The sequence below is a fragment of the Streptomyces nodosus genome, assembly GCF_008704995.1.
Lineage (GTDB): Bacteria > Actinomycetota > Actinomycetes > Streptomycetales > Streptomycetaceae > Streptomyces > Streptomyces nodosus.
On record NZ_CP023747.1, the window covers coordinates 4874249 to 4901201 of the forward strand.

General features: G+C 71.6%; 28 protein-coding genes. 14 read left to right on the forward strand and 14 right to left on the reverse strand.

The window, feature by feature from the left end; translation table 11 throughout:
• Positions 1-122: 122 nt before the first annotated feature.
• Positions 123-290, forward strand: coding sequence for a DUF3117 domain-containing protein (locus CP978_RS22095; RefSeq protein ID WP_003966491.1), 168 nt, complete (start codon positions 123-125; stop codon positions 288-290).
• Positions 291-371: 81 nt separating this feature from the next.
• On the opposite strand, the gene CP978_RS22100 is transcribed toward CP978_RS22095, so the two are convergent.
• Positions 372-1004 carry an O-methyltransferase gene (locus tag CP978_RS22100; protein WP_079162547.1) on the reverse strand — a complete coding sequence of 211 codons (633 nt, stop codon included), beginning with the start codon at positions 1002-1004 and terminating at the stop codon, positions 372-374.
• A gap of 216 nt (positions 1005-1220) precedes the next feature.
• Here CP978_RS22100 and sigE point away from each other — a divergent pair, with 216 nt between their 5' ends.
• The 5 genes from sigE (at position 1221) to CP978_RS22125 (ending at position 6678) form a co-directional block, all read left to right on the forward strand.
• Positions 1221-1991, forward strand: a complete 771-nt coding sequence (sigE, locus tag CP978_RS22105) for an RNA polymerase sigma factor SigE (protein ID WP_174498660.1) — start codon at positions 1221-1223, stop codon at positions 1989-1991.
• Positions 1988-2986: a zf-HC2 domain-containing protein gene (locus tag CP978_RS22110; RefSeq protein WP_052454236.1), complete on the forward strand. Its 999-nt coding sequence runs from the start codon at positions 1988-1990 to the stop codon at positions 2984-2986. Before sigE ends, CP978_RS22110 begins: the two co-directional genes overlap by 4 nt.
• 138 nt (positions 2987-3124) lie before the next feature.
• Positions 3125-5134: a trypsin-like peptidase domain-containing protein gene (locus CP978_RS22115; protein ID WP_242647105.1), complete on the forward strand. Its 2010-nt coding sequence runs from the start codon at positions 3125-3127 to the stop codon at positions 5132-5134.
• A 199-nt stretch (positions 5135-5333) separates the two neighbouring features.
• Positions 5334-5765, forward strand: a complete 432-nt coding sequence (locus CP978_RS22120) for a sec-independent translocase (protein ID WP_043443636.1) — start codon at positions 5334-5336, stop codon at positions 5763-5765.
• 250 nt (positions 5766-6015) lie between these two features.
• A complete protein-coding gene (locus CP978_RS22125) occupies positions 6016-6678 on the forward strand; it encodes a hypothetical protein (protein ID WP_043449230.1) in 663 nt (220 codons plus the stop codon).
• Between the two features lie 168 nt (positions 6679-6846).
• On the opposite strand, the gene CP978_RS22130 is transcribed toward CP978_RS22125, so the two are convergent.
• Genes CP978_RS22130 through CP978_RS22140 form a run of 3 tightly spaced genes read right to left on the reverse strand, consistent with a single transcriptional unit; the run spans position 6847 to position 9923 of the window.
• Complete coding sequence (locus CP978_RS22130; RefSeq protein ID WP_043443638.1) at positions 6847-7980, reverse strand: Mrp/NBP35 family ATP-binding protein; 1134 nt, start codon at positions 7978-7980, stop codon at positions 6847-6849.
• Positions 7981-8023: 43 nt separating this feature from the next.
• Positions 8024-8602 (reverse strand): DUF1003 domain-containing protein, encoded by a 579-nt coding sequence (locus CP978_RS22135; RefSeq protein ID WP_043443640.1) that lies wholly within the window; start codon positions 8600-8602, stop codon positions 8024-8026.
• Positions 8592-9923 carry a magnesium transporter MgtE N-terminal domain-containing protein gene (locus tag CP978_RS22140; RefSeq protein WP_043443642.1) on the reverse strand — a complete coding sequence of 444 codons (1332 nt, stop codon included), beginning with the start codon at positions 9921-9923 and terminating at the stop codon, positions 8592-8594. Before CP978_RS22140 ends, CP978_RS22135 begins: the two co-directional genes overlap by 11 nt.
• Before the next feature lie 175 nt (positions 9924-10098).
• Here CP978_RS22140 and CP978_RS22145 point away from each other — a divergent pair, with 175 nt between their 5' ends.
• On the forward strand, positions 10099-10863 hold the full coding sequence (locus CP978_RS22145) for a hypothetical protein (RefSeq protein WP_174498661.1): 765 nt from the start codon (positions 10099-10101) through the stop codon (positions 10861-10863).
• 72 nt (positions 10864-10935) lie between these two features.
• Here CP978_RS22145 and CP978_RS22150 read toward each other — a convergent pair whose 3' ends face one another.
• Positions 10936-11460: a hypothetical protein gene (locus tag CP978_RS22150; protein ID WP_150478281.1), complete on the reverse strand. Its 525-nt coding sequence runs from the start codon at positions 11458-11460 to the stop codon at positions 10936-10938.
• 30 nt (positions 11461-11490) lie between these two features.
• The gene (locus CP978_RS22155) at positions 11491-12606 is read right to left on the reverse strand and encodes a magnesium and cobalt transport protein CorA (RefSeq protein ID WP_043443646.1); all 1116 of its coding nucleotides are present in this window, start codon (positions 12604-12606) and stop codon (positions 11491-11493) included.
• A 538-nt stretch (positions 12607-13144) separates the two neighbouring features.
• Between CP978_RS22155 and CP978_RS22160 the strand changes: the two genes are divergently transcribed.
• The gene (locus tag CP978_RS22160) at positions 13145-13729 is read left to right on the forward strand and encodes a suppressor of fused domain protein (RefSeq protein WP_043443648.1); all 585 of its coding nucleotides are present in this window, start codon (positions 13145-13147) and stop codon (positions 13727-13729) included.
• A 57-nt stretch (positions 13730-13786) separates the two neighbouring features.
• On the opposite strand, the gene CP978_RS22165 is transcribed toward CP978_RS22160, so the two are convergent.
• Positions 13787-15049, reverse strand: a complete 1263-nt coding sequence (locus CP978_RS22165; RefSeq protein WP_052454237.1) for an MFS transporter — start codon at positions 15047-15049, stop codon at positions 13787-13789.
• Positions 15050-15252: 203 nt separating this feature from the next.
• Here CP978_RS22165 and CP978_RS22170 point away from each other — a divergent pair, with 203 nt between their 5' ends.
• From CP978_RS22170 to CP978_RS22180, 3 genes are all read left to right on the forward strand, one after another.
• Entirely contained in the window at positions 15253-15894 is a 642-nt protein-coding gene (locus CP978_RS22170; RefSeq protein WP_043443650.1) for a DUF6758 family protein, read from the forward strand.
• 112 nt (positions 15895-16006) lie between these two features.
• Positions 16007-16873 carry a PHP domain-containing protein gene (locus CP978_RS22175; RefSeq protein ID WP_043443652.1) on the forward strand — a complete coding sequence of 289 codons (867 nt, stop codon included), beginning with the start codon at positions 16007-16009 and terminating at the stop codon, positions 16871-16873.
• A 173-nt stretch (positions 16874-17046) separates the two neighbouring features.
• On the forward strand, positions 17047-17652 hold the full coding sequence (locus CP978_RS22180) for a MarC family protein (protein WP_043449239.1): 606 nt from the start codon (positions 17047-17049) through the stop codon (positions 17650-17652).
• A gap of 149 nt (positions 17653-17801) precedes the next feature.
• Here the strand turns inward: CP978_RS22180 and CP978_RS22185 are convergent, their stop codons facing one another.
• Positions 17802-17978: a hypothetical protein gene (locus tag CP978_RS22185; protein WP_162484962.1), complete on the reverse strand. Its 177-nt coding sequence runs from the start codon at positions 17976-17978 to the stop codon at positions 17802-17804.
• 220 nt (positions 17979-18198) lie between these two features.
• On the opposite strand from CP978_RS22185, the gene CP978_RS22190 reads away from it, so the two are divergent.
• The gene (locus CP978_RS22190; protein ID WP_043443653.1) at positions 18199-19095 is read left to right on the forward strand and encodes an NYN domain-containing protein; all 897 of its coding nucleotides are present in this window, start codon (positions 18199-18201) and stop codon (positions 19093-19095) included.
• Positions 19096-19155: 60 nt separating this feature from the next.
• Here CP978_RS22190 and CP978_RS22195 read toward each other — a convergent pair whose 3' ends face one another.
• Together CP978_RS22195 and CP978_RS22200 are read right to left on the reverse strand one after the other, a co-directional pair.
• Positions 19156-20031, reverse strand: a complete 876-nt coding sequence (locus CP978_RS22195; RefSeq protein ID WP_043443654.1) for an alpha/beta fold hydrolase — start codon at positions 20029-20031, stop codon at positions 19156-19158.
• Positions 20032-20190: 159 nt separating this feature from the next.
• Positions 20191-22359, reverse strand: coding sequence for a DEAD/DEAH box helicase (locus tag CP978_RS22200; RefSeq protein WP_311775021.1), 2169 nt, complete (start codon positions 22357-22359; stop codon positions 20191-20193).
• A gap of 465 nt (positions 22360-22824) precedes the next feature.
• Here CP978_RS22200 and CP978_RS22205 point away from each other — a divergent pair, with 465 nt between their 5' ends.
• A complete protein-coding gene (locus CP978_RS22205) occupies positions 22825-23562 on the forward strand; it encodes a ferritin-like fold-containing protein (protein WP_052454609.1) in 738 nt (245 codons plus the stop codon).
• A gap of 89 nt (positions 23563-23651) precedes the next feature.
• On the opposite strand, the gene CP978_RS22210 is transcribed toward CP978_RS22205, so the two are convergent.
• The 4 genes from CP978_RS22210 to CP978_RS22225 all read right to left on the reverse strand — a co-directional run bounded on the left by CP978_RS22210 (position 23652) and on the right by CP978_RS22225 (position 25638).
• Entirely contained in the window at positions 23652-23921 is a 270-nt protein-coding gene (locus CP978_RS22210; RefSeq protein ID WP_043443660.1) for a hypothetical protein, read from the reverse strand.
• Between the two features lie 150 nt (positions 23922-24071).
• Entirely contained in the window at positions 24072-24299 is a 228-nt protein-coding gene (locus CP978_RS22215; protein WP_043443662.1) for a DUF3107 domain-containing protein, read from the reverse strand.
• A 201-nt stretch (positions 24300-24500) separates the two neighbouring features.
• Complete coding sequence (locus CP978_RS22220; protein WP_150478282.1) at positions 24501-25145, reverse strand: TetR/AcrR family transcriptional regulator; 645 nt, start codon at positions 25143-25145, stop codon at positions 24501-24503.
• A 271-nt stretch (positions 25146-25416) separates the two neighbouring features.
• Positions 25417-25638 carry a hypothetical protein gene (locus CP978_RS22225; protein ID WP_043443666.1) on the reverse strand — a complete coding sequence of 74 codons (222 nt, stop codon included), beginning with the start codon at positions 25636-25638 and terminating at the stop codon, positions 25417-25419.
• 233 nt (positions 25639-25871) lie between these two features.
• Here CP978_RS22225 and CP978_RS22230 point away from each other — a divergent pair, with 233 nt between their 5' ends.
• Complete coding sequence (locus CP978_RS22230; RefSeq protein ID WP_052454238.1) at positions 25872-26951, forward strand: alpha/beta fold hydrolase; 1080 nt, start codon at positions 25872-25874, stop codon at positions 26949-26951.
• The last annotated feature ends 2 nt before the right edge of the window (positions 26952-26953 follow it).

Sequence of the window (26953 nt, forward strand, 5' to 3'; positions counted from 1 at the left end):
ATGCGGGATAATGGCTGGGAAGCAATGTGTTCGATGCCGGTGTGGTGCGTCCTTCGAGGGATCGCGTGCCCTTCAAGGGGGCCGTCGGCTGAGATGAGCTGGTTTCAGGAAGGGGAACGAGCATGGCGGCCATGAAGCCGCGGACGGGCGACGGCCCGCTCGAGGTGACCAAGGAGGGGCGGGGCATCGTCATGCGCGTTCCGCTCGAAGGCGGCGGTCGGCTCGTCGTCGAGCTGACCCCTGACGAGGCCGACGCGCTGGGCGACGCCCTCAAGAAGGTCGTCGGCTGACGCGCGAGTCACCCCAAGTTCCGAGTTGCCCCGGCATCGTAAGCGGTGCCGGGGTCGCTGCTTTTCCGGGGGTGGTTCCGCTCAGCGCTTGACCGCGCACAGCAGCCCGTCGCCCACCGGAAGCAGCGAGGGCATCAGCGCCGTGCTCTCGTGCACCGTGCGCAGCAGCTCCCGCAGCCGCAGGACCTCGGTGGGCTGTGGTCCCGAGTCGACCGTGCGGCCGTTGGCGAAGGCCCCCTCGAAGACGACGAGCCCACCGGTACGCAGCAGGCGCAACGATTCAGCGAGGTAGTCGAGGACCTCCAGCCGGTCGCCGTCGCAGAAGACCAGGTCGTAGCCGGCGTCCGCGAGCCGGGGCAGCACATCCAGGGCGCGGCCCGGGATGAACCGGGCGCGATTGCTGGCGAAGCCGGAGGCGCGGAGGGCCTGCCGGGCGAACTGCTGATGCTCCGGCTCCGGGTCCACGGTGGTCAGCACCCCGTCCGCCCGCATGCCGTGCAGCAGATGGATCCCGGAGACGCCGCATCCGGTCCCGATCTCCGCCACCGCCTTGGCGTCCACGGTGGCGGCGAGCAGGCGCAGCGCGGCACCCGTGCTGGGCGACACCGAGCGCAGCCCTGCCTCCCGGGCCCGGTCGCGGGCCCAGCGCAGCGCGTCGTCCTCGGCGACATAGGCGTCGGCGAACGCCCAGCTCGTCTGCCGGTTGCCGGTGATGACCGTCTCCTGTCCCCTGGTTGCCTCGGCGTGACTGTATCCGTTGGCGCCGGGAACCTGCTGATGGGACCGGGCGTTTGAAGGATGAGGAAGACCGCGGGGGCAAGGACGGGGGCAGGTATGGACCGGGACGCCGGGCAAGCGCCGACGCAGCCGCATCAGCTCACATCAAATTCTCGTAAAACCGCTTATCCGGAGCTAACGGGCGAGGTGGCTATGGTAGGGGCTCCACTGGACACCACCAGAGCCGACAGGGGAGGTGCGGCTGCGCCTGTGGATCGGAGAGGGGTGCTGCGGCGCCTCCTCAGGTCGTCGGGTGAGCCGAAATCCGTGACCGACATCGCTGACACCCGCCACGCTTCCGACTCCGCGCAGACCGCGACCTTCGCCACCGACGCGGACTCGCAGGCGTGGACTCCGCCCACCTGGGAGGAGATCGTCAGCACTCACAGCGGCCGGGTCTACCGGCTGGCCTACCGTCTGACCGGAAACCAGCACGACGCCGAGGACCTGACCCAGGAAGTGTTCGTCCGGGTCTTCCGCTCCCTGTCCACCTACACGCCCGGCACCTTCGAGGGCTGGCTGCACCGCATCACCACCAACCTCTTCCTGGACATGGTCCGCCGCAAGCAGCGCATCCGCTTCGACGCGCTGGGCGAGGACGCGGCCGAGCGGCTGGCCAGCCGCGAGCCCACCCCGCAGCAGCTCTTCCACGACGCCCACTTCGATGCGGACGTCCAGCAGGCCCTGGACACGCTCGCGCCCGAGTTCCGCGCCGCCGTCGTCCTGTGCGACATCGAGGGGCTGTCCTACGAGGAGATCGCCGCGACCCTGGGCGTCAAGCTCGGCACGGTGCGGTCCCGCATCCACCGAGGCCGCTCGCAGCTGCGCAAGGCGCTGGCGCACCGGTCGCCGGAGGCCCGCGCCGAGCGCAGGTCCTTCATGGCGCGCGTCCCCGCTCTGGGGGGAGGGGGCGCGACCGCGTGAGTGGATCCCGTGGCCCCACACCGGCAGAACAGCATCTGGGAGACCGGCTTTCCGCACTGATCGACGGAGAGCTCGGTCATGAGACACGCGAGCGCGTGCTGGCCCATCTGGCCACCTGCGTGAAGTGCAAGGCCGAGGCCGACGCCCAGCGCCGGCTGAAGAACGTCTTCGCCGCGGCGGCCCCGCCGCCGCCCTCCGAGAGCTTCCTGGCCCGACTCCAGGGCCTGCCCGGGGGAGGTGACGTCGACGGCGGTGGCACGCCGCTCGGCGGGGGAGGCTTCGGCAGGAGACCCCAGTCACCCGCCGGACTGCCTCCCGCCCCCGGCGTCTTCGGCGTGAGCGGCGAGCCCTTCGGATATGTCCCGTCGGACCCGCACGCCCCGCTGTCGCCCTCCGAGGGCGCGGCCCTGACCGGGGACCGCGGCTTCCGTATCCATCCCGTCGGCCGTCAGGACGCCGAGCGGTCGTCCTCCCGCGGGCTGCGGTTCGCGTTCGCCGCCGCGGGCGCCGTGTCGCTGGCCGCGATCGCGCTCGGCGGGGTGACGGCCGGGGACGTGGGCGTGGAGGCGCGCGGCGGCTCGGGGTCCGGAAGCAATGTCACCCCGACGCGTGCACCGGGCACGGGCGGCGTCGCGACATCCGAGACCCAGCGCCGGCGCTCCGCCGCACCGACGTCCGGGCAGTACTCCGCCGACCACCCGGATCCGACGCCCCTCGCGCCCACCGAGGCCCCGGCCCCGCTGCTGTCCGGGGCACCCGCCCCGGCGGTCCAGGAGGCCACCCCGATCCGCGCCCTGGCCGCTCCCGTGCTCGCCGGGGCCGCCGCGATGTCCCCGCTGATACGTCCGCTCACCGAGACCGATCCGGTCGCCCTGACCTCCTGGCCGGCCTCTCCCGAGCTGATGACTCCGGGGCTGTCGGCCGCGTCGGAGTCGGCCCCCACCGACGGGGCCACGCCCGTCAGTTCGCCCGCTCCCTCGCCCACCGTGCCCTGACCCGGCGTCCGCACGGGCGGACGGGAACCTGGTTGAATCCACGGTGGGCCGCGCTCGCGCAGACGTTCAGGGCGCGGAATCGACGAACCAGCGGCGACCGCCGGCGCTGTTCTGCCGCGGGCCGGGTGTGAGGAGAGCATGAACGAGGGGAAACCGGTCCCTCCGGGGGAGACGGGGGCGCGGGCACCCGGGACACGGGACGCCGTCGAGGCGGGCCCCTCGGTGCCCCGGTCCGAGCTGTCGGACGCGGTGCCCGCCGAGATGCCGGCACGGGCGCAGGATCCGGTGGCGGACGGCGAGCCGGGGCGTGCCGCCCCCGGCGGTGAGGAGCGGCCGGGCGAGCCCGTCGGCGGCCCTTCGGGCGAGGCCGGCACCGGGGGAGACTTCGCACTGGAACACCCCGCCGCGGTGCGGTCCGCGGGCGTGACCGGCTCAGGGCCGGAGAGCGAGCCGTCCCACGCCGCGCCCACCGGGTCCCCCGCCGCCGCTGCCGATGCGGAGGGCGGTGCCGCGGAAGCGGTCGGGGAGGGCTCCGGCGTCGAGGCCGCCCCTCGGCCGGACAGCGGGGGACACCCCGTCCCGGCCGCCGGTGACGAGCGTCCCGTGCCCCTCCACGACCCCGACCCCTACGACACCCCTCCCTACGGCGAACCGGGCCCCTGGGCCCCCGCCCCACCGGTCCAGCACCCGGCGGCACCCCTCACGCACGGCATGGCGCCCCCGCCGCGTCCGGCACCGGGCACACCGATGCCTCCCGTACCGTCCGCGCAGGCGCCCACCGCGCCTGCCGCGCCCGTGCCCGCGGCGCCGGGCACACCGATGCCCACCACGCACCAACCGCCCGGCGGGGCCCCGCCGATGCCGTCCGCACCCGCCGCGGTGGGCGCCCCGCTCTCCGCCCCGCCCGCCCCCGACGCGCCGCCCGGGCCGGGCTCCGCCCCGTACCCCGCGGCCAACCCCTGGCAGAACTACGACCCCTGGGCGCCCGCGGCCCCCTTCCAGCAGAGCGGCGCCGCGGTCCTCACCCGGGAACAGCGGCGCAGACGCGGCAGAAGAGCCCTGGCGCTCGGGGCTCTGGCGATCGCCCTGCTGTCCGGCGGGATCGGCGGTGTGGTCGGCACCGCACTGGAGCGCAACGGCGGAATCGGGGGCGTCCGGCTGCCGCAGGCCGGGCCCGAGCCCACCGGGCGCGCCGCGGACAGCATCGCGGGGATCGCCGCCCGGGCGCTGCCCAGCGTGGTGACCCTGCATGTCAAGGGCGCCGACAGCGAGGGCACCGGCACCGGGTTCGTCCTCGACGGGCGTGGACACATCCTCACCAACAACCATGTCGTCGAACCCGCCGGAACCGGTGGGCGGATAACGGTGACCTTCAACGGGGGCGAGACCGCGAAGGCCACCGTCGTGGGCCGGGACGCCGGCTATGACCTCGCCGTCGTCGAGGTCGGCGGTGTCCACGGTCTGAGGCCCATGCCCCTGGGCAACTCCGACAACGTCCGGGTCGGCGACCCCGTCGTCGCCATCGGGGCGCCCTTCGACCTCGCCGGGACCGTCACCTCCGGGATCATCAGCGCCAAGGAGCGGCCCATCACGGCAGGGGGTGAGAAGGGCGACGGAAGCGATGTGTCGTACGTGGACGCCCTGCAGACCGACGCCCCGATCAACCCCGGCAACTCGGGCGGCCCCCTCCTCGACTCCCGGGGCCGGGTGGTCGGCATCAACTCGGCCATCCGGTCGGCCGGCAGCGGCCTCGGCAAGGGCGGTCAGGCGGGCTCCATCGGGCTCGGCTTCGCCATACCCGTCAACCAGGCCAGACGGGTCGCCGAGGAGCTGATCAACACCGGCAGGGCCACCCATCCCGTCATCGGGGTCACGCTCGACATGAGCTACTCGGGTGACGGCGCCCGCGTCGGCACGGAGGGCGCGGGCGGCGGTCCCGCGGTCAGCACGGGCGGCCCCGGTCACCGGGCCGGGATCAAGCCCGGTGACGTGATCACCGAGGTCGACGGCGTCCGGGTCCACTCCGGTGAGGAGCTCATCGTCAGGACCCGCGCCCACCGCCCCGGCGACCGACTGGAACTGGCCGTCCTGCGCGACGGCACGGAACGGAGGATCACGCTGGTCCTCGGCTCCGCGGACAGCAGCTGACGACCGTCCCGACGGGGGCGTGTCGGGAGGCGGCCCGGAAGGCAAACATCCCGGAAAACCCGTCGTGTACACGCGGCGGGGGAGACGGGACGGTACCGGTTCGAGCAGAACGCCGGGTACCGTGGACCCGGCCCGGACCACGGAAGACCCGCAGGGGCCACCGAGGGACGAGGACCGAGGACATCGCAAGGAGCTACAGGTGTTCAATGACATAGGACCGCTCGAACTGGTCACGATCGTTGTCATCGCTGTGCTCGTCTTCGGTCCCGACAAGCTCCCGAAGATGATCCAGGACGTCACCCGGACCATCCGCAAGATCCGTGAGTTCTCGGAGAGCGCCAAGCAGGACATCCGCAGCGAGCTGGGACCGGAGTTCAAGGACTTCGAGTTCGAGGACCTCAACCCCAAGACGTTTCTGCGCAAGCAGCTGGAGAACGACGAACTGGGGCTCAAGGAGATCCGCAACGGCTTCGACCTGAAGAAGGAGATGGCCGACCTCACGGACGCGGTGCACAGCCCTGAGGTCGAGACCTCGTCCTCCGTGCCGTCCTCCAAAACCGTGGATCTGACGAAGAAGCCCGGACCCCTCGCCCCCGAGGAGCGTCCGCCCTTCGACGCGGACGCCACCTGAGCCGTAGCGGGACCTCTCCGCGCGGCGCCGGGCGGTCGTGACCCCGGTGACGTGACGAAGGCCATACACCCATCGGCGTGCACACGGCCATATTGCGACGTCCGGGAGGGGGCAGGTGCCGGGCGTTCCCCTGCTGTTCGGAGTGCTGTGGCTATGCTGCCCAGTTGTTGTGCGGACCGATTGGGGAGCGAGGACGCCCGTGGGGGGCGGGCCGCTCAGGTCCGACGAGAGCGAGGAGGCGTCCGGGCAGATGGAGACGACGAGTCGGGTAGGCGCGCAGGCGCCGGCCGCGGAGGGCGGACAGCAGTTCCCTTTCGCCCGGGGCACGGTCGACGGTTTTCTCCGGGCGCCCTTCCCGTGGTACGGCCTCGATGAGGCCTTCACGGGCCCGCGCTGGCTGATGCGGGTGGGTGTCGCCGCTGACGGGGCCGTGGAGCACGGTTCGATCGGGCACGGCGAGGAGCCCTCCGTGCGCAATGAGGTCACCGAGGACGGGGACGGCGAACGGTTCGCGGTCGTGGTCACCGTCGCCTCGCAGCCCCTTCGGCACAGCGCGGACGGCACCGGCGTACTGGAGGCCACCACGGTGTCCTCCGCGGCCTGGCTCGCGGGCGTGGGGCTGCTGTCCCTCACCTGGCCCGGCCAACTGGACCACATCCTGCGGGACAACTGGCTCGACCAGCAGACCGAGACGGCATGGGTCCTCGCGGACGACCTGTCCGGCCCCGAGTGGTCCACCCTGTCGCTGCCCGTGGACGGCGTCCCGACCTCCTTCCACTACCGCGAGTCGGAGTTCGGCTGGGTGCTCGCCGGGTCCGCGCAGGCGGGCGTGCACCTGGGGGCGTACGGCAGGGGAATGAGCGCCTACGGGCTCGGCTTCGCGAAGATCAAGGACGTCTCCGCGTACGCCTGACAGAGACACACCTCCGCCGGACGACGGTGGAACGCCCCCTCGGGGAACGTCGGTCGGGCATGGACGGGACGATGCCGAAAGGGGCGTCGTCCCGCTCGGACGACGCCCCCTTCGGCGTACGGGATCCGGAACACCCCGGTCGGGGCGCCCGGATCCGGAAGCCGTTCGTCAGAACTTGTTCTTCGGGGTGATCCCCAGCGACAGCCCCGCCAGGCCCCGCTGACGGCCGCCCAGCTTGCCCGCGATCGAGCGCAGGGCCGAGCCGGCCGCGGAGTCCGGGTCCGTCAGCACCACCGGCTTCCCCTCGTCGCCGCCCTCGCGCAGCCGGACGTCGATGGGGATGGAGCCGAGCACCGGGACCGTGGCGCCGGTGGTGCGGGTCAGGCCGTCGGCGACGGTCTGACCGCCGCCGGTACCGAAGACGTCCACCATCTCGCCGCAGTGCGGGCAGGGCAGTCCGGACATGTTCTCGACCACACCGACGATCTTCTGGTGGGTCTGGACGGCGATGGAGCCCGCCCGCTCCGCCACCTCGGCGGCCGCCTGCTGGGGGGTGGTGACCACCAGGATCTCCGCATTGGGAACCAGCTGTGCCACGGAGATCGCGATGTCGCCCGTGCCCGGTGGGAGGTCGAGCAGCAGCACGTCCAGATCGCCCCAGAACACATCCGCCAGGAACTGCTGGAGCGCGCGGTGCAGCATCGGGCCGCGCCAGACGACCGGGGCGTTGCCGGGGGTGAACATGCCGATCGAGATGACCTTCACGCCGTTCGCCTGCGGCGGCATGATCATGTTCTCGACCTGGGTCGGACGGCCGTCCACGCCCAGCATGCGCGGCACGCTGTGGCCGTAGATGTCGGCGTCGACGACACCCACCTTCAGCCCGTCGGCCGCCATCGCCGCCGCCAGGTTCACCGTCACCGAGGACTTGCCGACGCCGCCCTTGCCGGAGGCCACCGCGTACACCCGGGTGAGCGAGCCCGGCTTGGCGAAGGGGACCTCCCGCTCGGCCTGGCCGCCGCGCAGCGCGGTCGCCAGCTCGCGGCGCTGCTCGTCGCTCATCACGTCCAGCGTGACGTCCACCCGGGTGACGCCCTCGACACGGGAGACCGCCTCGGTGACCCGCTGAGTGATCGTGTCGCGCATGGGGCAGCCGGAGACCGTCAGGTACACGGTGACCGCGACCGTTCCGTCCGCGCCGATCTCCACCGATTTGACCATCCCCAGTTCGGTGATGGGTCGCTGGATCTCCGGGTCGTTCACCGTCGCCAGCGCTTCGCGCACCGCGTCTTCCGTAGCCATAAGGACGATGGTACGGCGCCCGGAGGCGGCCCAGGGAAGCCCGTCAGCCGTCGTCCGTGTCACGTCCGCCCGGCCGTTCGGCGGGGAAGGGGGCCTGTCCGTCGGGCCGCCGTCGGCCGTCCAGTTCCCGCACGAGGTCCTGGAGCTCGGAACGGATCCAGTCGCGGGTGGCGACCTCGCCGAGGCCGGTGCGCAGCGCGGCCACCTCCCGGGTCAGATACTCGGTGTCCGCGATCGACCGCTCGTTCTGCTTGCGGTCCTGTTCGAGGTTGACCCGGTCGCGGTCGTCCTGGCGGTTCTGCGCCAGCAGGATCAGCGGGGCCGCGTAGGAGGCCTGCAGGGACAGCATCAGGGTCAGAAAGATGAACGGGTACGGGTCGAAGCGCAGCGGGCGCGGCGCGGTCACGTTCCACACCAGCCAGACGACGATGACCACCGTCATCCAGACGATGAACCGCCCGGTGCCCAGGAACCGTGCGATCCGCTCCGACATGCGTCCGAAGGCTTCCGGGTCCCACTCGGGCAGCACCCGGGTGCGCCGGGGCTGCGGCTGGTCCAGCCGGATGCGGGAGCGGGCGGAGGCGGTCGAGCCGGAGGGGCCCCTGTCGCGCTCAGCTGCCATCGGCGGCCCCCTCCTCGGTCAGGTCGAACTCCGTCTCCCGCCAGTCCTCCGGCAGCATGTGGTCCAGTACGTCGTCCACGGTCACCGCGCCGAGCAGCGAGCCGGACTCGTCGACGACGGGCGCGGCGACCATGTCGTAGGTCGCGAAGAAACCGGCCACCACGGGCAGCGGCGCGTCCGGGGCCAGGGGCTGTAGATCGTCGTCGAGGAGCGAGCTGACCAGGGTGTACGGGGGGTCCCGCAGCAGCCGCTGGAAATGCACGGTCCCCAGATAGGTGCCGGTCGGCGTCTCGTCCGGTGAGCGGCAGACATAGACCTGGGCGGCCAGGGCGGGCGACAGATCGGGGTTGCGGACCCGGGCGAGGGCGTCGGCCACGGTGGCGTCGGGCCGCAGCACGATCGGCTCCGTGGTCATCAGCCCGCCCGCGGTCCTGTCCTCGTACGCCATCAGGCGCCGCATGTCGGCCGCGTCGGCGGGCTGCATCAGGCTCAGCAGCCGCTCCTTCTCGTCCTCCGGCAGCTCGGCGAGCAGATCGGCCGCGTCGTCCGGGTCCATCGCCTCCAGGACGTCCGCGGCGCGGTCCTCCTTCAGCTTGCCGAGGATCTCGACCTGATCGTCCTCGGGCAGTTGTTCGAGAACATCGGCGAGCCGGTCGTCGTCGAGGGCGGCGGCCACCTCGGCGCGGCGCTTGGCGGAGAGATGGTGCAGCACATTGGCGAGGTCGGCGGGCCGCAGCTGCTCGAAGGTGGCCAGCAGACTCTCGGCGCCCTGCCCCTGTTCCTCCAGGGAGAACCCGGTGACCGCGGACCATTCCACGGTCAGCGTCTCTCCCGCCCGTCTCCCGCTCCCGCCCCTCCAGGGGAGCGCCACGCGCCGTCCGTCCCCGCCGCGCCGGAACGCCCCGCCCCTCCCCTTGCGAACGAAGACCTTGTCGACCTCCCATTCCCGGCGGGCGGGCAGCTGCCGCACGGAGAGATCGAGGACGGTGACCTCCTCACCGGTCTCCACGAGCCCCACGCGGCGGTCGAGCAGCTCCCCGAAGACCAGCCGCTCGGTGGGCCGCTGCTCGAAGCGGCGCACATTCAGCACACCGGTGGTGATGACCTGGCCGGACTCGATGCCCGTCACCCGGGTCATGGGCAGGAAGATACGGCGGCGGGTGGAGAGTTCGACGACCAGTCCGAGCAGACGCGGGGGACGGCGGCCGACGCGCAGCACCACGACCAGGTCGCGCACGCGTCCGACCTGGTCGCCGCTGGGGTCGAAGACAGCGATGCCGGCCAGATGCGAGACGAAGATGCGAGGGGCGCCTGCCGCCATGCCCGCGCCTCCTGTTCCGGCCGTTCTGTCCGCTCGCGTGGGCTTCAGGCTAGCCCGTCCCGATGTCGTACGCCCTGGCGAGAGACCTGGAAGGACTGGCTCCGGAAGGGCTCCCGGGCACCGGTACGCTGCCGTACGCCGATGAGGACTCCCCGTACGAGAGGCAGCCCCACCTGTGACCGTGATTTCCCAGGGCCGTACCCGCAGGGCCGCACTGATGAGCGCGATCTGCGCCCTGGTCGTGATGGGGACGGGGTTCACAGGATGCAGTGCTCCGGACCCGGACGAGGGGACGAACGGGGTGGGCAAGCTGCCGGCCGAGACGATCCAGAAGCGCACGCGGACGGCGGCGAAATCGGCCGCCTCGGTGCGGCTGTCCGGGACCGTGGTCAGCAATGGCGCCACCTACACGCTCGACATGCGGCTCAGGGCCGGGGGCGGCTCCGGCTCGGTCACCTCGAAGAACGGCACGTTCCAGCTGCTCAGGGTCGACGAACACCTGTATCTCAAGGCCGACGCGGAGTTCTGGAACCAGCAGGACGGCAAAGACGGCAAGGAGGACGACGGGAGCCCGGCGGCCGTGGCGAACACACTCGACGGGAAGTATGTGAAGGTGCCGACCGGGGATCCGGCCTACAAGCGCTTCAGCGGCTTCACCGACAAGGACGTGCTCCTCGACGGGCTCCTCACGCTGCACGGCACGCTGGCGACGGACGGCCACCATGAGCAGAGCGGCGTCCGCACGATCCGTGTCTCGGGCGACAACGGCTCCGGCGGCACGCTGGACGTCTCGCTGGAGGGGACCCCTTATCCGCTGCGTCTGGTCCGCGCCGGCAACGCGGGCACGCTACGGCTCTCGGACTGGGGCAAGGACTTCGCCCTGTCGGAACCGCCGAAGGAGCAGACGGTGGACTACGGGCAGCAACTGCCGTCGTCCTAGGCGTCCTGCTCCGCCAGGTACCGGCCGTCGTCGGCGGCCCCGCGGGCCAGGAGGTCCGACGCTCCCGGGCCCCTACGCGGCGCCGGTGCCGCGGCGCTTGCGGCGCAGCAGGCGGGGCAGGGCGGCCGGGATCGGGCGCCGTGTGGTGGCCGGGGTGGGCGGCGGCGGGGCCGCCAGGGAGTCCTGCGGCAGCGGCAGCGTGCCGCCCGCCGGCTCAAGGCGCAGCACCCGGCACTCGCGGCGCCACCGTCCGGGCATCTCCTCGGCGTCGGAAGCGTTCAGCCGCTTGCCCTTGAGCTCGCCGACCGTGCTCTCCCACTCGGGTGATCCCGGTGCCAGTTCGACCACCCGCGCGGGCCAGCCGACGAGCCGGCCGCCCTTGTCCTTGCTGCGGACCGTGACGACCGCCTCTCCGCCGTCGGTCAGACCGGGCAGCGGCTGCTCGCCGGGGCCGTCGCCCACCACACAGGCCGCCCCCTCGTGCCACACGTGCCAGAGGGCCCGCGCGGGGGCGGGCCCGGTGCCCCGGACCCAGATCAGCCCGGACTTCTTGGTGGCCTCCTCGACGAGGGCCCGGTCGAGCAGCTCGCTTGTCATGTGCCCAGCCTAGGGTCTTTCGCCCGGCCCCTACAGCCAGCCGTTCCGCTTCAGTGTGCGGTGGATGCCCAGACAGATGGCCACCGTGACGCTCATGATCACCGGGTAGCCGTACTTCCAGTGCACCTCGGGCATGTTCTGGAAGTTCATGCCGTAGACACCGCACACCATGGTCGGCACGGCGATGATCGCCGCCCAGGCCGTGATCTTGCGCATGTCCTCGTTCTGCGCGACGGACGCCTGCGCCAGATTGGCCTGGAGGATCGAGTTCAGCAGCTCGTCGAAGCCCACCACCTGCTCATGGATGCGGGCGAGATGGTCGGCGACATCGCGGAAGTACTTCTGGATGTCCGGGTCGATCAGCCGCATCGGCCGCTCGCTCAGCAGCAGCATCGGCCGCAGCAGCGGCGCCACCGCGCGCTTGAACGCCAGTACCTCGCGCTTGAGCTGGTAGATACGGCTCGCGTCGGTGCCCCGTGGCGTTCCTTTGCGGTCCGGCGAGAACACCTCCGTCTCCACCTCGTCGATGTCGTCCTGCAGCGCGTCCGCCACCGCGATATAGCCGTCGACGACATGGTCGGCGATCGCGTGCAACACGGCCGAGGGGCCCTTGGCGAGCAGCTCGGGGTCGTCCTGCAGCCGGTGCCGCAGCGCCCGGAGCGACCCCTGCCCGCCGTGCCGGACCGTGATGAAGAAGTCCCGCCCGGTGAAGCACATGACCTCGCCGGTCTCGACGACCTCACTGTTGGCCGGCAGATGGTCGTGGTCGACGTAGTGGATGGTCTTGAAGACGGTGAAGAGGGAGTCGTCGTAGCGCTCCAGCTTGGGGCGCTGGTGCGCCTGCACCGCGTCCTCGACCGCCAGCGGGTGCAGCCCGAACTCTCCCGCGATACCGGCGAATTCGGCCTCGGTCGGCTCATGCAGCCCCATCCACACAAAGCCCCCGTCGCGCCGTACCAGGCGCATCGCCTCGTGCGGGGACAGCGGCTTCTGCGTCTCGACGCGCTCGCCGTCCCGGTAGACCGCGCAGTCGACGACGGCGGAGGGGGTCGCGGGGTCCCGTGTCGTGTCGTAGGTGCCGGACTCCTTGCGCGGGGCGGGGCGGGAGGGGCGGACCGCGGCGCGCAGGTCACGGATCATCGACATGGCGGGCTCCTTCGCGTCGGGCAGCGAAAGATGCCGGGGACGGGTGGAACTGCCCGGAATGGGGACGTCCTGGCCAGGCGTCTCCCTGTCCTGGGACAGGGGAAGAGGTGTGGCACGTCCACAAAGCGGGAAGCACCGTACCGTCGCGGTGGCGGGCTTCGCTGCTGATTCAGATCAACAGATCAGGTGGTACGAAACGACATGCTCTTCCGCGGTGTACCCGGAGGTCCGGAGCGGGTCTCCCGGGGATCCGCACGAAGAGCGGCACACAGCGAGAGGTGGGCCGGAGCCAGAGCGGCTGCATCAGTGGCCGGAAGAGCGGGCGGTACTGCACGGTCGACTTCGATCCATGGCAGCCCCACCTCCTCCGGCCGGTCCCTGGTGAGGGACGATCCATTCCCCGTAGGGAAGTCTCAAGGTGTCGGAAACCGATCGCGATGCTTCGGCGGGCGGCCCGAAACCACCGGCCAAGAGTATCAGCCGACCGCAGTGTCAAGGCGCCGCTTTGCTCCCTGCTGACGAGTTCTATGCTCACCGCATGGCCGATGTTCTTCCACTGGTCGAGGCCCGGTTGCGTACCGCGCTGGGCGAACCGGACGCCCGCGCCGCGGTCACCTTTCTGGGTACCGACCGCATCGAGGTGCTGCGTTTCCGCGAGGGCGACGTCCTGCGCTATGCCACCCTCGGCATGTCCGTCCGGCCCATGACGGACCCCGCGGCGATGCTCGCCGACCCCGTCGAGGGACCCCGGGCCGAGCTGGTCCTCTCCGTCCGCGGCGGCCTCGCCGACACCGACAAGGTGCTGCGCCCGCTCGCCGTGCTCGCCGCGTCCCCGCAGGTCGAGGGCGTGGTCCTGGCGCCCGGTGCCTCGCTGGACGTGGGGGCGCCGCTGTGGCCGGGGGCCCCGTTCACCTCGGTCCTGGTCGCGGAGCCGGGCGGTCTTGTGGCGGACCTGGAGCTGACGGAACCCCTCGATCCGGTGCGGTTCCTTCCGCTGCTGCCGATGACTCCCCTCGAGGCCGCCTGGAAGCGGGTACACGGCGCCGGGGCCCTCCAGGAGCGCTGGCTGGCGAAGGGGACGGATCCCCGGGACCCGTCCCGGGGATCCGTCCCGTTGGACTGAATCGCCGGACCTGTCCGGTGAGCAAGATCACCGGACAGGCCGCCGCCGTCAGGGCCGTCAGTCGGCGAAGGCGGCCACGCTGTCCCGTACGGCGTGACGGGTCTCCAGCTCCTCCGCCTCATGGGTGAGCGCATTGCGCCGTACGAGGACCACGAGCGCGCCCGCCACCGCGGTGGCCGCCGCGACCACGAACGGGACATGGACATCGGTCCACCCCTCGATCTTGGGCGCCAGATAGGGCGCGGCCGCGGCGGCGAACCAGCGCACGAAGTTGTAACCCGCGCTGGCCACCGGGCGCGGGGCGTCCGAGACGCCCAGGGCCAGTTCGGTGTAGACCGTGTTGTTCACGCCGATGAACGCGCCGGACAGGACCGTGCAGACCACGGCCGTGGTGTGGTCGCCGTAGCCGAGCACCAGGACGTCGAGCGCCAGCAGCACCAGGGAGCCGCCGAGCACCTTCAGCGAGCCGAGGCGTGCCTGCAGCCGGGGCGCCACGATCACCGAGCAGACGGCGAGCAGCAGGCCCCAGCCGAAGAACACCGCACCCGACCGGTACGGGGTCATGTCCAGCACGAACGGGGTGAAGGCCAGCACGGTGAAGAACGTGTAGTTGTAGAAGAACGCGGAGGCCGCCACGGAGGCGAGACCGCCGTGGCCGAGCGCCCTGACCGGGTCGAGCAGCGAGGTCTTCCGCGCGGGCTTCGGCTGCTCCTTCAGGAACGCCGTGATGCAGACGAAGCCGATCGCCATCAGTGTGGCCGTACCGAAGAACGGGTAGCGCCAGCTGGCGTTCCCGAGCAGTGCGCCGAGCAGTGGGCCGCACGCCATGCCGAGGCCCAGCGCCGACTCGTACAGCAGGATCGCCGCCGCGCTGCCGCCGGCCGCCGCGCCGACGATCACGGCGAGGGCCGTGGAGACGAAGAGCGCGTTGCCGAGACCCCAGCCGGCCCGGAAGCCGACGAGCTGGCCGACGGAGCCCGAGGTGCCCGCCAGGGCCGCGAAGACCACGACGAAGGCGAGGCCCAGCAGCAGCGTCCTGCGCCCGCCGATGCGGCTGGAGACGACTCCGGTGAGCAGCATCGCCACGGCGGTGATCAGGAAGTACGAGGTGAAGAGGAGGGAGACCTGGCCGGCGGTCGCCTGGAGGCCCTGGGCGATGGACGGCAGGATCGGGTCGACCAGCCCGATGCCCATGAAGGCCACGACGGACGCGCCGGCGGTCGCCCAGACGGCCTTCGGCTGCCGCAGCAGGCCACCGGCCCCCACATCGAACGGATCCGGTTCGGCGGTCCCCGTGGCGGGCCCTCCTGTGCTGCTCATGCGTGTCCTCGCAGTCTCTCCTCGAAAGATGGTTGGTGTATGCATACATTATGTTAGAGGCCCTAATGAATGCAAGTTACATCTAATTTCCCCGGTCAAGGCCGGTCGGCGGAGGTGTGGAGGTGCGAGGGGGCGCGAGGGGCGCACTCCGGACGGGTGATCGTCCTTGACGCGGCGCTGGGCGGGGAGGACCGTGGGGCCCTATGAGGGGCGAACCCAGTTGCCCGAAGTGCGGTGGCCGGGTCAGGGCTCCCGGACTCTTCGCCGACTCCTGGCAGTGCGATGTCCATGGCAATGTGCATCCCCTGCAGCCTGTGATCCCGCCCAGCGTCGAGGCTCTCGGCGTCGTGGTGCACCGTGCCCGGGTGCCGGTGTGGATGCCGTGGCCGCTGCCGGTCGGCTGGCTGTTCACGGGCGTGGCCTGTGCGGGCGACGACCGCAGTGGCGGCCGGGCGACGGCCGTGGCCTGCTCGGGCCCCGGACCGCTCGGCGGCATGGGGGAGATGATCCTCGTCGCCGAGGAGCTGGGGGTCGGACTCGGTGCGCGCTATGCGGGTGTCGACGGCCCGGACCCCGGTCCTTATCTGAACGTCGAGAAGCCGCCCCAGGCGAAGGTGCTGGCCGCCGGCCGCCCCACCCCGCTGTGGCATGTCACGGGCACCCCCGACGATCGCGCGGTCTTCGCGGGCGAGGCGCTCGGACTGTGGCTGTGGGCGGTGGTCTGGCCCGAGCAGACCGGCATGCTGCTGTACGACGAGCTGGTGCTGACCGATCTGCGGGACGCGGGTGCGGAGGTCGACCTGCTGCCGTACGGGGCGCTCTCCCCCCGGCTGCTGGAGCCGTGACCGCGGGAGCGTGCGTAGGGGGCGCAACCCCGGCTCGGGTGTGACAGAGGGCTCCGGAAGCCCGTTATCCTTGAGCGTCCCCTTCCGTCCCGTCCCGCTTGGAGTCCGTGTCGTGCGCATCGATCTGCACACCCACTCCACCGCGTCCGACGGCACGGACACCCCGGCCGAGCTGGTGCGGAACGCCGCTGCCGCCGGACTGGACGTCGTCGCGCTCACCGATCACGACACCACCCGCGGCCATGCGGAGGCGATCGCCGCGCTGCCCGGGGGAGTGACCCTCGTCACCGGCGCCGAGCTCTCCTGCCGGCTGGACGGCATCGGCCTGCACATGCTGGCCTACCTCTTCGACCCCGAGGAGCCCGCGCTGCTCGCCGAGCGCGAGCTGGTGCGGGACGACCGGGTCCCGCGGGCCCGCGCCATGATCGCCAAGCTGTGCGATCTGGGCGTGCCGATCACCTGGGAGCAGGTGGCGCGCATCGCGGGCGGGGGCTCGGTCGGACGGCCGCACATCGCCTCCGCCCTGGTCGAACTCGGTGTCGTGGACAGCGTCTCGGACGCGTTCACCCCCGAGTGGCTGGCCGACGGCGGGCGGGCGTACGTCGAGAAGCACGAGAGCGATCCGTTCGAGGTGATCCGGCTCGTCAAGGCCGCGGGCGGGGTCACCGTCTTCGCGCACCCGGCAGCCTCCAAGCGCGGACGTACCGTGCCCGAGTCCGCCGTCGCGGACCTCGCCGTCGCCGGGCTCGACGGCATCGAGGTCGATCACATGGACCACGACCGGGACACCCGGGCCCGGCTCCGCGGCCTCGCCGCCGAACTGGGACTCCTCGTCACGGGCTCCTCCGACTACCACGGCAGCCGCAAGACCTGCGTGCTCGGGGAGTACACCACCGATCCCGAGGTGTACGGGGAGATCACCCGCCGGGCCACCGGGGCGTTCCCGGTGCCGGGCGCCGGCGGACGCCGGAGCGCCTAGCCGTGCCGTAGTTCCCGGTCTCCCCTGTTCCTCGGCCTCCGGCAGCCCCCCGTTCGTCCGGCCGTCACATGCCTTTCCGGCGTGACGTGCATACCTCAATGGCCGCGGCTCTCTTCTGCCGCGCGCTCGTCCGTCGTGCTTCTGCACATCTGTACTTCTCCGCAAGGCTCACCATGTTCGACGTCGCCGTTTTCGGTTCGCTCTTTGTCACCCTGTTTGTGATCATGGATCCCCCCGGGATCACCCCGATCTTTCTCGCGCTCACCGCCGGGCGCCCCGCCAAGACGCAGCGGCGGATGGCCTTCCAGGCCGTCTGTGTGGCCCTGGGCGTCATCGCGGTGTTCGGTGTGCTGGGCCACCAGATCCTCGACTACCTGCATGTCTCGGTACCCGCGCTGATGATCGCGGGCGGGCTGCTGCTTCTGCTGATCGCCCTCGACCTGCTGACCGGCAAGACCGACGAGCCCAAGCAGACCAAGGACGTCAATGTCGCCCTGGTGCCGCTCGGTATGCCCCTGCTGGCCGGTCCCGGCGCGATCGTCTCGGTGATCCTCGCGGTCCAGAAGGCCCACAGTGTGAGCACCCAGGTGTCGGTGTGGTCGGCGATCCTGGCGATCCATGTCGTGCTGTGGCTGGTGATGCGCTACTCGCTGCTGATCATCCGCGTGATCAAGGACGGCGGTGTGGTCCTGGTGACCCGGCTCGCGGGGATGATGCTCTCCGCGATCGCCGTCCAGCAGATCGTCAACGGCGTCACCCAGATCGTCCGGGGAGGCTGAGCGGTCGCGTCCCCGGGTGCCGGTCGCCGGCCGCTCCCGTGGTGCGCGGGCGGCAGACGAAGCCCCGCACGGCATCGTGCCGTACGGGGCTTCGGAGTGTCATGGTGCGCGCCGCGCGCCCGCTGGGGCCGCCGCGCGATGCCTGGGGCTTATGAGACGGACGAGTCGGCCGGGCGGATCCAGAGGCGCTGCCCGACGGCGGCGGCCTGCTGAACGATCTGCGTGACGGAGGCGGCGTCCACGACGGTGGTGTCCACGGGCGTACCGTCGACGTCGTCGAGGCGCATGATTTCGAAGCGCAAGGGCTTCTCCCTTCGTCTGGTCATCCTCCTGAGGAGAACTACTGATGGGCGGAGCGAGCGGACGGTGCCCCGCTCCTGTGCAGGTCCAACGGGATGCCCATGGCAAATATTCCCTACGCTAAGGAAATTTTTCGAGCGGCTAATGACTCGCTGGTGAGCGGAATCCTGAGTTAGTTGTGTTCATGATGCACTGCTTGGGACCGGTTGTGTTCGCAGCGTGACCGCCGGGACAATGGGAGGCAGTATGAACGCAGACCTGGCGGCGCTCGGCGCCCGCATCGACCACACGAACGAGTTGCTTCAGCGCATGCTCGCCGAGGTGGCCAAGACGCCCTCGACCCACGCGATCTTCGTGGACGCCGGCTACCTCTACGCGGCGGCGGGGCGGCTTGTCGCGGGCACCGAGGACCGCAGGGCCTTCGACCTCGATGCCGAGGGATTGATCGAGGCCCTCATCGACAAGGCCCGCACCGTCTTCGCGGACAGCCGGCTGCTGCGTGTGTACTGGTACGACGGCGCCAGACGCCGTATCCACACGGCCGAGCAGCAGTGCATCGCCGAGCTTCCGGACGTGAAGGTGCGCCTCGGCAACCTCAACGCCAACAACCAGCAGAAGGGTGTCGACTCGCTCATCAGATCCGATCTCGAATCACTGGCCCGGCACCGTGCCATCAGCGACGCGGCGCTCATCGGCGGAGACGAGGACCTGGTGTCGGCGGTCGAGGCGGCGCAGGGGTACGGGGCCCGGGTGCATCTGTGGGGCATCGAGGCGGCCGAGGGCCGCAACCAGGCGGAACCGCTGCTGTGGGAGGTCGACAGCCAGCGCACCCTGGAACTCGACTTCTTCAAGTCGTATGTGACCCGGCGGACGGCCGCGACCTACGAGGCCTCGTCCGCGGCCCGCCCCACGAGGGAGGACGTCCGCTTCGTGGGCGCGCAGATCGCCGCCAAATGGCTGGCGGAGCGAGGCCGCGAGACGCTGGCGGAGCTGCTTCCCGGCCACCCCTATCTGCCCGGCTCCGTCGACCAGGACCTGCTGGTGGAGGCGGAGGGCATACTGCAGTACTCGCTGCGCGGCCAGGCGGATCTGCGTCGCGCGCTGCGCGACGGATTCTGGGAGCACCTGCAAGGACAGTACTGACGCGGTCCGCGGGGCGGGAACGGCCCCCAGGACGAGGCCAGAAGCCGGTACGAGGCGGTCTCAGGACCGCAGGAGCCGGTTCCAGAACGCGGCCAGGGCGTCGGCCGTCTGTTCGGGCCGGTCGGTGTTGGGGGAGTGCTCGGCCTGGGCCACGACGGTGCGGGCGGCGCCCAGCCGGACGGCCATCTCGTCCAGCAGCGGGACGGGCCAGGTGTCGTCGCGTTCGCCGGACAGCACATGCACGGGCAGACCGAGGTCGGCCAGCTCGGTCACCCGGTCGGGCTCCCCGCACAGCTGCCGGCCCGTGGCGAGGAGCTGGGCGGGGCTGTTGCCCAGCCAGCGGCGGCGCAGATCGTCCCCGTCGCGGAGCCCCTCCACGACATCACCGGCGCTGGAGACCTCCGGAGGTTCCATCGCCTGGATGGCCTCCCAGACCTGGGCCATGTCCAGGACGGCGAGGGCGTCGCTCAGCAGCTTGACGCGCTGCTGCTGGGGCGCGGCGATCTGCGCCGGTCCTGAGGACATCAGGGTGAGCGAGACGAACGGGGACGCGTCGAGGAGGACGGCGGCACGGGCGATCTGGCCGCCCAGGGAGTGCCCGAGCAGATGCACGGGCGCACCCACGGAATGCGCCTGTGCGATCACATCGCGCGCCAGTTCGGCCTGTGCGTAGGGCGCCTCGTCGTCCCGGGGGCCGGGGGACTCGTACTGTCCTCGCCCGTCGACCGCGACGGTCCGGTAGCCGGCCGCCGCCAGCAGGGGCTGTACGGCGATGAAGTCCTCCTTGCTGCCGGTGAACCCCGGCAGCATCAGCACGGTCCCCTTGGCCGGTGACGTCGAAGGCTCCGCGTCGAGCACGGCGAACTCCCCGCGTTCCGTGGCGAGCCGGCGGGCCCGGACTCCGGAGGGCGGGGTGAAGGCAGGGGGACGGCTCATGAGGCGAGGTTACCGGGCGGTCGGGATCCGGCGCGGGGAGTGCCGCATGACATCTCGGTGTGCCGACCCCGGGTACGCCGACGGCCCGCCCCCGTGAAGGGGACGGGCCGTCGTGCGGTGACGCCCGTCGAGCGGTGACGGGCCGTCGCGGGGGACGTGTCAGCCCTCGGCGGACTCCACGGCCTTACGGGTGCGCCGCCTCGGCTTGGCGGGTGCCGCCTCCTCCGACTGCGGTTCGACCTCGGCCTCCGCGGTCACCGCCTTGCGCACCCGGCGCCGGGGCTTGACCTCGGCCTCCTCGACCGCCTGCGGGGCGAGGGAGCTCTCGGCGTCCGCGGGGGCCGCCTCGGCGGCCTTGCGGGTCCGACGGCGCGGCTTGGTCTCCGCGGCGTCCGCGCCCGCCTCGGCCTCGGCAGCGGGGGCTGCCTCCGCGGTCTTACGGGTCCGGCGCCGGGGCTTGGCCTCGGCTGCTTCAGCGGTGTCGACGACAGCCTCGGCGGCCTTGCGGGTGCGCCGCGGCCTGGCCGGTGCCTCGTCCCCGTCCGTCCGGACCGCTGCCTCAGCCGCCTCGGCGGGCTGGGCGGCCTTGCGGGTGCGGCGCCGGGGCTTGGCCTCCGCCGTGTCCACGGCGTCCGCAGCCGCCTCGGTGGCGGCCGGGGCCGTGTCCGCGGCCTTGCGGGTGCGACGGCTCGGCTTGGTCTCGACGGCCTCGGCCGTGTCGACCGCGGTCTCCGGGGCGGCGGGAGCCGTTTCGGTCACGTCGGCCTCGACGGCGGCCGGAGCGGCCTCCGTGCCCTTGCGGGTACGGCGGCGGCGCGGCTTCACCGGTTCGGCGGTGTCCAGGACGGCCTCCGCGGCCTCGGGCACCGTGGGCTGCTCCGTCTCCGTCACCGCGGCGGTCTGCTCCGCAGACACCCCGCCGCGCATCCGGCGACGGCGGCGCGGCGTGCGCGGCTCCACCGACTCGTCCGCCACCACGGACTCCGTGGTGCCGGACGCCTCCGTGGCGGCCTCGGCGTCGACCGGTGCACCGTTCCGGGTGCGACGTCGGCGCCGCGGCGTACGCGCCGCCGGACGCTCACGCTCCTCGGACGGGCCCGAGGGGCGGCGGCCGCCGCCGCGTGAGCCCCGGCCGCCCGGCTCGCCGAGATCCTCCAGCTCCTCCGCCGCGAGACCCGCGCGGGTGCGCTCGGAGCGCGGCAGGACACCCTTGGTGCCCTCGGGGATCTTGAGGTCCGAGAAGAAGTGCGGGGAGGTGGAGTAGGTCTCCGCCGGGTCGTTGAAGCCCAGCTCCAGCGCCTTGTTGATCAGCTGCCAGCGCGGGATGTCGTCCCAGTCGACGAAGGTGATCGCCGTGCCCGACGCACCCGCGCGACCCGTCCGGCCGATGCGGTGCAGATAGGTCTTCTCCTCCTCGGGCGACTGGTAGTTGATGACATGTGTGACGCCCTCGACATCGATGCCGCGCGCGGCCACATCGGTGCAGACGAGCACATCCACCTTGCCGTTGCGGAACGCCCGCAGGGCCTGCTCGCGCGCGCCCTGGCCCAGGTCGCCGTGGACCGCGCCGGAGGCGAAGCCGCGCCGCTGGAGCTGCTCGGCGATGTCGGCCGCCGTCCGCTTCGTACGGCAGAAGACCATCGCCAGTCCGCGGCCCTCGGCCTGCAGTATGCGCGCGACCATCTCGGGCTTGTCGAGCGAGTGCGCGCGGTAGACGAACTGCTGGATGTTGGCGACCGTCGCGCCCTGGTCGTCCGGCGCCGTGGCGCGGATGTGGGTGGGCTGCGACATATAGCGGCGGGCCAGTCCGATGACCGCGCCCGGCATGGTCGCCGAGAACAGCATGGTCTGGCGCCTGGCCGGCAGCATGGCGAGGATCTTCTCGACGTCGGGCAGAAAGCCCAGGTCGAGCATCTCGTCGGCCTCGTCGAGCACCAGGCACTTCACATGCTTCAGGTTCAGCTTCTTCTGGCCGGCCAGGTCCAGCAGGCGGCCCGGGGTGCCGACGACCACGTCGACGCCGTTCTTCAGGGCCTCGACCTGGGGCTCGTAGGCCCGGCCGCCGTAGATCGCGGTGACCCGCACATTGCGCACCTTGCCGGCGGTGAGCAGATCGTTGGTGACCTGGGTGCACAGCTCGCGGGTGGGGACGACGACCAGCGCCTGGGGGGCGTCCGTGAGGGCCTCGGGGCCGGCACGGCCCGCCTCGACGTCCACGGGGACGGTGACACGCTCCAGGAGCGGGAGCCCGAAGCCGAGCGTCTTGCCGGTACCGGTCTTGGCCTGGCCGATGACATCGGTGCCGGAGAGGGCTACGGGGAGCGTCATCTCCTGGATGGGGAAGGGATGGACGATGCCGACGGCCTCCAGGGCCTCGGCGGTCTCCGGAAGAATCCCGAGTTCTCGAAAAGTGGTAGTCAGGGTGCTGCCTCTTCTGTGTGCGCGATACGAGGCGAACGCGGGGGTCGTGACCGTGCGCGTGACGTCGGCCTGCTGTGGGGGACGGGCCTGTGGCACGGGACCACGCCGACGCTCCAGCGCTCGTACCGCTGAGGGTTCCCTCCGGATGCCGTACACAACAGTGACGTACGGGTGAGGAGGGCTGTCGGGTCGGAGCCGATCGGGCCACCGACCGGGCATCCTCATGCGTGCAGCCCGTCGAATATTCGGCAGGCGCATTACCACCATACCCCGGAATCACGCACATGTGTGGGGCGATTCCGTGACGTAGCCGTCGTCACACTGATCGGACGGGGACCTCCACGGCGCCACGAGCGGGCTATTGTGCGCTTCATGACGACGCCTGACAACGCCTCCGACGCCTCTGCCGGACCCACCTCGGTCGCCGCCCAGGACTGGGCGAAGGCCTCAGCCGACCCCCAGTACCGCGCCGCGGTCGTGGACCTGCTGGGCGCGCTGGCGTACGGCGAGCTGGCGGCGTTCGAACGGCTCGCTGAGGACGCGAAGCTCGCCCCCTCGCTCGCGGACAAGGCGGAGCTGGCGAAGATGGCGTCCGCCGAGTTCCACCACTTCGAGCGGATCAGGGACCGCCTCACCGAGATCGGGGCCGCGCCGACGGAGGCGATGGAGCCGTTCGTCACGGCGTACGAGAGCTTCCACAAGCAGACGGCGCCGTCGGACTGGCTGGAGGGCCTGGTCAAGGCGTATGTGGGCGACTCGATCGCCAGTGACTTCTACCGGGAGGTCGCGGCCCATCTGGACGCGGACACGCGCGGGCTGGTCCTCGGTGTGCTGGACGACACCGGGCATGCCAGCTTCGCCGTGGAGAAGGTGCGCGCGGCGATCGACGCCGACCCCCGGGTGGGCGGGCGGCTCGCGCTCTGGGCACGGCGGCTGATGGGCGAGGCCCTGTCGCAGTCGCAGCGGGTGGTCGCCGAGCGGGACGCGCTGTCGACGATGCTGGTCGGCGGTGTCGCGGACGGCTTCGACCTCGCCGAGGTCGGCAGGATGTTCTCCCGGATCACCGAGGCGCACACCAAGCGGATGGCGGCCCTGGGCCTGGCCGCCTGAGCGGCACGCGGCCGCCGCGGGGCCATCGCGCGGCGGCCGTAGGTCCCGGTCGGGGCCCGGAGTCCCTTCGGGCCGGGTGACCGGCGGCCTCAGGCCGGAGCCGACCGGCGGCGAAATCTCTCCGCGGGCCGCAGCAGCAGTGACACCGAGGCCGCGGAGACGATCAGCGCGCCCGTGAGGATCACCAGAAGGCGGGCCGAGCCCAGCGAGCTGTGGGTGATGAACGCCCCGAAGAGCGCCCCCGCCACACCCGTCGACAGCACCAGGGTGCGGGCGGGGAGCCGGCGCGGCAGCCGATGTGCGGCCGCCCAGGCCAGCACGAGCCCCAGGACGGCGGAGCCGAGCGCTTCCACAAGCATGACGAGGTTCCTCCCGCACGGCTGCTGCCTGGGCAAATCGGTCCTAGCCGGTCCTACCCCCGACATGCGGAACACAATCCTCATCTGCCCCGGGATGTGGCAGGGCCCGGCGGCGATGTGCCACCGGGCCCTGCCACGCTCCGTCCGGAACTACAGCGTGCCGAAGCCCACCTTGCGCGGAGCGGTCTCGCCGATCTCCACGTACGCGAGGCGGTCGGACGGGACGAGCAGCTTGCGGCCGTGCTCGTCCACCAGGCTCAGCAGCGGCGACTTTCCGCCCAGTGCCTCGCCCACGAGACGCTCGACCTCCTCGGCAGTCTGACCGCTCTCCAGAACGATCTCGCGGGGCGCGTGCTGCACGCCGATCTTGACCTCCACGGCTTTGTCCCTCCGACGGTCAGTGATGTGCGCGGCCGTCCGCGCCGTACCAGCACACATTAGCCCGGTGAGGGGATGCGTACGCTCCGCCCCGGAACGCCAGGAGCGAACAGCCGACGGGAACAGAACGGCCGGGACGTCCGGCCCGCCGTCCTCGGAGTCCGTGCTCACCGCGCGCCGCTCGTGCCTGCCGGCCCGTGCTCAGTGCTGTTGTTCGCTGCCGTGCAGCGGGAACCCGGCGATGCCCCGCCAGGCCAGCGAGGTGAGCAGCTGCACCGCCTGGTCGCGGGGGACGCTGCGGTCGCTGTGCAGCCAGGAGCGCGCCACGACCTGGGCGAGGCCGCCGAGACCCGAGGCCAGCAGCATCGATTCGGCCCGGGACAGTCCGGTGTCCTCGGCGATGACCTCGCAGATCGCCTCCGCGCACTCGATGGTGACCTTGTCGACGCGCTCGCGCACGGCGGGCTCGTTCGTCAGATCCGACTCGAAGACCAGCCGGAAGGCGCCGCCGTCGTCCTCCACATACGCGAAGTAGGCGTCCATGGTGGCCCGTACCCGCTGCTTGTTGTCGCTGGTCGACGCGAGCGCCTCGCGCACGGCCCGGAGCAGGGCCTCGCAGTGCTGGTCCAGCAGGGCCAGATAGAGGTCGAGCTTGCCCGGGAAGTGCTGGTAGAGCACCGGCTTGCTGACTCCGGCGCGCTCGGCGATGTCGTCCATCGCGGCCGCGTGATACCCCTGGGCCACGAAAACCTCCTGGGCGGCGCCCAGCAGCTGGTTCCGACGGGCACGGCGCGGCAGGCGCGTGCCTCGCGGGCGTGCTGCCTCTGTCTGCTCGATGGCTGTCACGCCGCCTCCCAATGTCGTCCTCATGCGGTGTGCGCCGCGCCGGCCATCGTACTTTTCGGTAACCGTGCTGTGCGCGGTGCGAACGCAGAATTTCATGGACCGGACGGTGACGAAAACCACGCGAGGTGCACCGAAGGGGCAGGCCGGGCGAAAGGTGCCCGGGCGTGGATCCTCGCAGGGAGACCGCCCGTCCGGGACGCTCCTCGCCGTACCTCACCGGTCCCGTACCCGGCCGGGGCCCGCCCCGTACCGGGAGCCTCGTACCGGTCTCTCACCGGTAGTCGTCCTCGTCCAGGGTCACGACGCGTTTCTGCTCCGCGAGGTCCGCCTCATCGGCCCGCAGGACCTCCTCCTCGGTCAGAGGTTCCTCCCGCTCCGGGGGAACGTCCGCGATCTGCTCGGCGATGTCGTTCTCCGGGGCCTCCACATCGCGATCGACGATCTCGGTCCCGTCGTCCTCGAACGTCTCGGGATCGGTGGGGTCCACGGTCATGGCGGGCTCCCTTCCTAGAACTCCTGGCACGTCCCTGAAAGAGGCAGGGTCCACCCACGGGTGCCCTGCTACGAGCCTAGGAGACACCCGATCGGGGCGCTATGTGTGGTGCGATCGGGTCGCCGGGTGCGGCCGTCTCCGGCGGGACGCGGCCTCCGGCGGGACCATGGGCCGGGCCCGCTGTGACCGCGAACACACAAACCGCCGCGTGATCGTCTCGTAACATTGCCCGCATGTCTTCGACCGAACTGCCGTCCGTGCCGGCCTCCACCGTGTTCCCCAGGGTGTCGCCCGTCAAGGTCGAGGAGGGCGAACGGCTCAGGTCGATGCGACTGCAGGGGATCACCCTGACGGTGCGGTCGAGGCCGCCGAAGCGCGAGGGGCTGCCGCCCGCGCTGTATGTCCATGGACTCGGCGGCTCCTCCCAGAACTGGTCGCCGCTGATGGCGCTGCTCGACGGGCTCGTCGACGGCGAGGCCGTCGATCTGCCGGGCTTCGGCGACTCGCCGCCGCCCGACGACGGCGACTACTCCGTCACCGGGCACGCGCGCGCGGTGATCCGTTGTCTCGACGCGGCCGAGCGCGGCCCCGTGCATCTGTTCGGCAATTCGATGGGTGGTGCCGTCGCCACGCGGGTGGCGGCCGTACGCCCCGATCTGGTGCGCACGCTCACGCTCGTCTCGCCGGCCCTCCCGGAGATCTTCGTCCAGCGCGGCGCCGTGCCGACGGGACTGCTCGCGCTGCCCGGCGTCGCCGGTCTGTTCACCCGCCACACCAGGGAGTGGACGGCCGAGGACCGCGTCCGCGGGGTCATGGCGCTCTGTTACGGCGACCCCCGGCGGGTCACTCCGGAGGGCTTCCGCAGCGCGGTCGAGGAGATGGAACGGCGGCTGCGGCTGCCGTACTTCTGGGACGCGATGGCACGCTCGGCACGCGGGATCGTGAACGCGTACACGCTGGGCGGCCAGCACGGTCTGTGGCGCCAGGCGGAGCGGGTGCTCGCACCGACCCTGCTGGTCTACGGAGGCCGGGACCAGCTGGTGTCGTTCCGCATGGCCCAGCGGGCGGCGCGCGCCTTCCGCGACTCCCGGCTGCTGTCACTGCCGGACGCGGGGCATGTCGCGATGATGGAGTACCCCGAGTCGGTGGCCACGGCGTTCCGTGAACTGCTCGATCACGCGGGCGAGTTGCCCGAACCGGTGGAGGGCTCCGCACCCGGCGGGGAGCGTCCTGACGCTATCCTCGGCGAGGAGCCCGACGTCAGCGGCTCCATGGCGACGGACGAGCCCGGTACCACGGGCGCGGGGAGCTGAGA